We start from the raw sequence: 4,596 nt of genomic DNA, 5'->3' as shown, positions 1-4,596 counted from the left end.
TGCAGCAGCTTGGCGTCGGTCGGAAAGCTGATGTTCTTGGGCTGCACAGTGGTGTCGATCGTGACCCGCTTGAGGTCCTGGCTGCGCAGTGCCCCGCTGGCATGCGCCACCCGCAAGCTCTCGGCCAACAGCAACTCCAGTTTGTCGCCGAGCCGCTTACGCCAATGGCTCAGGTCCGATCGTTCGTGCGGAAACTCGTGCTGGAAAAACTCTTCGCCGGTCAAGTACTGGAAATAGGGGTCATAGACCCAGCGCTCGCAGACGCCCTCATCGGACAGTCCGTAAACCTGTTTGAGCAGCAGCAACCCGATCGCAAACCGCGTCGGGATCCCGGGCCGGCCCTTGTCACTGTAGAGCGGGGCGATCTCGCCGTCGATAAAGTCCCAGTCGACCTTCTCGGCCAACTGCGCCAGTTCGTGCTTGAGGTTGATGATCTGGTCCAGCCGTGCTCGGAACAGATCGCCTGATCTCCTGGTCTCGGGCTTCTTCGGTCGCATCGTTTTCCTCCGATGCGGCAACAGAATCATGCTTCGACGAGAAGGGGAATCTCAAAAATGAAATTGCAAGGTTCTGCGGCCTTCGACCCCAAAACCTTGCAATCTCAAACCTACCCATACGCCGGAAACAGAATCTCCCTCAACGCCTTGGTCGTTGTTCACGGACGACTATTCCGCAATCAAGTATTTGACCCGTGGCAAAGTACGATGCGCTCTTCGCGTAGACGGCGCGGTTTAGGGAGCATGTGGATAATCCCCTACCGAGGCCCGTTGGCTTACTCGGTCGATGGCGTCCTTCGCCTCCTCTTCTGCCAGCAGCATGAAAATCACCTGACGCCGCTCCTCATCCATTTCCTTCTGTTCAGCCAAGAGTCTTCTTAAGAAAAGCGAAAGATTCTTCTCTTGCATAAAACGTTGCATGACTATCCGCTCCTACACACAAATCAGATCGGAAATTCGGAAGCGCAGTATTGACCTGCATCAAAGGAAGCTCGCCAGGGGTTGATGCTAACGGCAATGAGAGTTTCGGTCTCCTGACGAAAGACCGAAGGTATTTACGGCACCGACGCCACCGTGGCCGATTGTCTCGACCAGCAAGGCGTCGCTCCGCTCCTCGAGATGGGCGGCTGGGAGCGATCGATCACCACACGGTCGATGTGCCGGAAAGCCTCGATACCGACGAACTCGACCGTCGTTCCTTCAGGCGAAACCTCAAAGAAACGGCCCCAGCGCGGGGGAAGCTGCACTGAGGCCATCGTCTTCCTGGAACGCGCTGGGGTCTCCGAAATCCATCATAATTATTCCAAACTCCGCCTCGGCGCCGCTGTTCAATTTTGATCACCTCATCTGATTTTTTTCTGCAATTGTACCGGATACCCTAACTTCAAAGGTACGAGGTCCGTTACGGCACCGGACCGGTTGGCCCCAATGGAAGCCGAAAAATGATTCGCGGCTCTTGGCTCGAACTCAGCGCTCGATTCTCTTACCACCGTTGGCGCTGACCGCCGTCCAAAGCTAGTCTCACGTACATCGGTCTGTTGATGCACATCATGGCAGGTCCCTCGGCTTATTGCGAATAATAATTGTAAAGGGCCAACGGAGGAAATTATGAAAAGAGCAATGTTAGCTACCCTCATTCTGATAACTACATCATCGTTCAGCACGACGGCGTTTTCACAAAAAGAAAAAGCCGACGTTGGTAAGTTGGAATTTGAGGTGCATTGTGCCATTTGCCACGGCATGGATGCGAAGGGTAATGGCCCATACGTTTCCAGTCTCAAGGTCGCGCCGCCTGACCTAACAATAATTGCCAAGAACAATGCAGGCGTGTTTCCGGCCGACCACATTATCGGCGTCATAGATGGCCGCACACAGGTCACAAGCCACGGCTCACGTGACATGCCTATTTGGGGCGATCGATATGCGATCAGTGCCGCTGAACACTTTGCGGGTTCGCCGTACGATCAGGAAGCTTACATACGGGGCCGCGTTCTCATACTGGTCGACCATCTCCGCCGAATTCAGCAAAAATAGACCGGGAGATGACGCAAACGCGGGTTCAAGGAGAACTGCGGGTAATCCGAGCGGCTTAATTCCCCTTTGAGCAACGGGCTCGGTCAACGCTGCTGCGCATCAGTTAGACCTAAAATCCGTAGACTGTTCACGCGTGATCGAGCCGTCCTCGATGTAGACGATCCTGTCGGCAAATCCGAACAGCCGCGGATCGTGAGTCACCACCAGAACGGCGCGGCCTCGCTCTTTGGCGATCGCAGAGAGAATCGCCATGGTTGCCTGCCCATTGGCCGCGTCCAGCGCGGCAGTTGGCTCGTCGGCGAGAATGGCTGAAGGCTCCGCTACGATGGCTCGCGCGATCGCGACCCGCTGTTGCTCGCCGCCGCTGAGCTGGCGAGGGAAAGACGCAATTTTGGATGTTAAGCCAACGCTCGCTAGTATCTCCTCGGTTTTTGCCATCGCTTTGAGCCCACGCTCGCCGCGCACGTCGAGGGCCAATCGAACATTTTCGGCGACAGTCAGCGTGGAGAACAGGTGATAGGATTGGAAGACGAAGCCGATATGCTGCCGCCGGATCTTCGCGAGCTCTTCGGGCAGCGCCCCGCTGGTGGTGGCGCCACAAACTCGGACAGTGCCGACGGTAGGCGCAAGCATACAGCCAAGGATCGACAGAAGAGTCGTCTTGCCGCTGCCGGACGGTCCCATTAACACCGTTAGTTCGCCGCCATTCAGGGTCAGATCGATGTCCTTCAGCGCCTGCACCCTTGCTGGCCCGCTGCCAAAGCTCCTGCTGACATTCGCAGCCTCGATGACGGGCTCGGTCACCGGGTCAGCACAATCACAGGATCGACGCGAACAACGCGAAAAATCGCGGTAAACGCTGAAACAATGCACATGAGGATAGTGAGAACGAACAGCTCCATTATCAAACTGGGCGTGATCACGACCTGTAATGCACTTTTCGCGGTTAAATTGACGACGGCGATTCCGATCAACGCCGCAATGGCAAATCCGATGATGGCGTTGACCAGTGCCTGACAGACAATGACTTGGTAAATATAGCTGTTGGAGGCGCCCATCGCGCGCAACGTGGCGAACTCGTAAAGATGGTCTTTGGTGCTGGAATAGAGTGTCTGTGCGACGATGACGGTGCCGACAATAACCCCGAGCAGCGCGCTTGCAGCGAGTGCCGCACCGGCTCCTGTTTGGAAAAGCCAGAACGACCGACTTTTCTCTCTGAACTGATCTGGAGTGAGCGCCTGAATGCCGGTATTGTTCGAAAGAATATTCCGACGGGTCCGTTCGATATCGGCTTCCGGCTTCAGCCGAACGAGGAAATGACTGGTAAAGCTCTCCGGAAATCCGATGTAGGCCCGAGCTTCGCGAAGATCTGAAAATACGTAGGGCGTCGTCATGAATGAACGAATGCCGTCCGTAACCGCGCCAACCGTTACAGGTTGGCCGCGAATTTCAGCAGTTGCGCCGACGCCAGACACGCCGAGCCGATCGTAGTAGGACCGATCGATCACCACTGTTCGCGGAGTAGCCAAACTCTGGGCCGTCCCTTCCACGACATTCCAAGGAGACAATCCGCCGGCGGTCAAGTCAGTCCCGACGACGATTACCGAAGTCATCGCTCCGTCCGGCAGGCGCCAACCCGAAAATCCAACCACTCCTGGAACGACTTTGGACACTCCTTCGATGTTCAGGAGGCGGTCTCTCATTCCGGTGTTGAGAAGCGAGAGATCCTCGAAGTAATTCGCTCCACTCGAAACAATCCAGAGGTCGGTCGAGGTGTGATCGATCATAGTTGTGATCATGCCGCTGAAGCCGAAGTAAAGGCCCGTCTGCACCATCACCAGCACCACCGAAAACACGATGCCCGTGAGCGAGGCGATAAAGCGAAGCCGATCTTGGAAGAGATTTCGCAATGCCAGCGTAACAACGAGTGACATATTTCGGAGCCTCAGTTCACGCTGAAAAGTTGGACGGTCAGGTCGTTGCAGACGCATCGCCCGCCCCAGTACGGACGGCGTCACGAATGGGTTCATTATTTAACGTGCAATCAGTATTGCGTTTGGGGCAGCGTTTATTGATGTGAGTCAATTATCGTCGCGGCCCTGAATGTTTGCTGTGGGTGTGCACCGTGACAAGGCGGCGCTTTCCAGTGGGTGCGAGCCCCACCCGGCAACCGCTCCAGCGGCAAGCAATCGGAGCAGTCATGGAGGTAACCTCGTGCACGGTAGGTGCCATGTGTGGACGGCTCCGGGTTGGCAAGAGCTTTTTTCACGTTTTGCAGCATTGGTCGGTGCAGCCATGTGTTCGGCCTTTGAATGCGGTTCACATGACCGCTGGCCATAATGCCCTCCGCGGATCAGGTCCCGACCAACACCTCGCATTCAAGAATGCTATGGCACATGTGGGTTGTCCTGATCGCCAGATCGACCGGCTCTGCATTACGTGCTGTTCGCCCTCCCAACCTTCACATCACGCCGGTTCTCCGGCGCGATCTCGGTTACCGCGCAAGCGCGACAGGTTCCTTGTATCGCTCACCCCTAGCCATCATGGCCCAGACCATTCGCGCGAT

General features: G+C 56.2%; 5 protein-coding genes. 1 reads left to right on the top strand and 4 read right to left on the bottom strand.

Annotated elements, in window-relative coordinates; translation table 11 throughout:
• Together E8A46_RS01845 and E8A46_RS01840 are read right to left on the bottom strand one after the other, a co-directional pair.
• Nucleotides 1–497 (bottom strand): transposase (locus tag E8A46_RS01845; RefSeq protein WP_291556613.1); only part of this gene is annotated, 497 nt, incomplete at its 3' end.
• A 234-nt stretch (nt 498–731) separates the two neighbouring features.
• A complete protein-coding gene (locus E8A46_RS01840) occupies nt 732–917 on the bottom strand; it encodes a hypothetical protein (protein ID WP_291556612.1) in 186 nt (61 codons plus the stop codon).
• A gap of 687 nt (nt 918–1,604) precedes the next feature.
• Here E8A46_RS01840 and E8A46_RS01835 point away from each other — a divergent pair.
• Nucleotides 1,605–2,030, top strand: a complete 426-nt coding sequence (locus tag E8A46_RS01835) for a hypothetical protein (protein WP_291556610.1) — start codon at nt 1,605–1,607, stop codon at nt 2,028–2,030.
• A gap of 99 nt (nt 2,031–2,129) precedes the next feature.
• Here E8A46_RS01835 and E8A46_RS01830 read toward each other — a convergent pair whose 3' ends face one another.
• Both E8A46_RS01830 and E8A46_RS01825 read right to left on the bottom strand, forming a co-directional pair.
• The gene (locus E8A46_RS01830) at nt 2,130–2,834 is read right to left on the bottom strand and encodes an ABC transporter ATP-binding protein (protein WP_291556608.1); all 705 of its coding nucleotides are present in this window, start codon (nt 2,832–2,834) and stop codon (nt 2,130–2,132) included.
• Nucleotides 2,831–4,060, bottom strand: a complete 1,230-nt coding sequence (locus tag E8A46_RS01825; RefSeq protein WP_291556606.1) for an ABC transporter permease — start codon at nt 4,058–4,060, stop codon at nt 2,831–2,833. Before E8A46_RS01825 ends, E8A46_RS01830 begins: the two co-directional genes overlap by 4 nt.
• Nucleotides 4,061–4,596: the final 536 nt, after the last annotated feature.

Origin of the sequence: Bradyrhizobium sp., from assembly GCF_004799445.1 — a bacterium.
Lineage (GTDB): Bacteria > Pseudomonadota > Alphaproteobacteria > Rhizobiales > Xanthobacteraceae > Bradyrhizobium.
This window is presented reverse-complemented; position numbering and strand designations above follow the sequence as displayed.

Coding starts and splice junctions, on each gene's coding strand:
- E8A46_RS01840 (WP_291556612.1), bottom strand. CDS start 917: ATGCAACGTTTTATGCAAGAGAAGAATCTTTCGCTTTTCTTAAGAAGA.
- E8A46_RS01835 (WP_291556610.1), top strand. CDS start 1,605: ATGAAAAGAGCAATGTTAGCTACCCTCATTCTGATAACTACATCATCG.
- E8A46_RS01825 (WP_291556606.1), bottom strand. CDS start 4,060: ATGAACCCATTCGTGACGCCGTCCGTACTGGGGCGGGCGATGCGTCTG.